At 41.1% G+C, this 708-nt stretch carries 1 protein-coding gene; it reads left to right on the top strand.

Features of this window, described 5'->3' with window-relative positions:
- On the top strand, nucleotides 1-708 hold a 708-nt coding region (locus BFP75_RS11045; RefSeq protein ID WP_099545453.1), incomplete at both ends, for an IS110 family transposase.

Raw genomic sequence — 708 nt, forward strand, 5'->3', positions numbered from 1 at the left:
AGGCTTGCACAGTTTCTTTACAAAAAAGGTGTAATGGTATCGGTTGTAAACCCATTGTCTATTAAGCGTTTCATTCAAATGAAACTGGCCAAGGTGAAGACGGACAAGAGCGATGCGAAAGCCATCTGTGAGTATGCATTGGTCAATGAAGTATCTCTTTACAATGCCTTGACCGATACCCAAAGTGAATGTTTACAGTTGTTCCGCTTATTGGACACCTATTTAAAACAACGTACGGCAACCAAGAACAAGATTCATGGAGAAGCTGTTCTGGGTGTTCCATCGAAGTTTGTCCATCGTTCCTTGGTACGTAACAAGAAGCAATTGGATAAGGAGGTAGAAGCTATCGAATCAAAAATTCTATCCTTGGTCAAAGAGGATCAACAAGAGCAATTGACCTTGTTGACCTCCATACCGGGCATAGGCCAAAAGACGGCATTGTTCTTAATAGTTGTCACCGATGGTTTTAGTAAATTCGAGACAGCATCACAGCTGTGTAGTTATGTTGGTATAACGCCAACGATACGTGAGTCAGGAAGCAGCGTAAGAGGTCGTGCACGAATAAGTAAGGTCGGTAATAGAAAGCTTCGTAATCTATTGTTTCTATGTTCTTTTAATGCTTGTAAACACAACAAGGCTTGTCAGGAAGTTTATGAGCGAATCGTGAACAAAGGAAAGAGTAAGAAACTAGCATTGATAGCAGTTGCT

It is taken from the genome of Maribacter sp. 4G9, from assembly GCF_002742265.1.
GTDB lineage: Bacteria > Bacteroidota > Bacteroidia > Flavobacteriales > Flavobacteriaceae > Maribacter.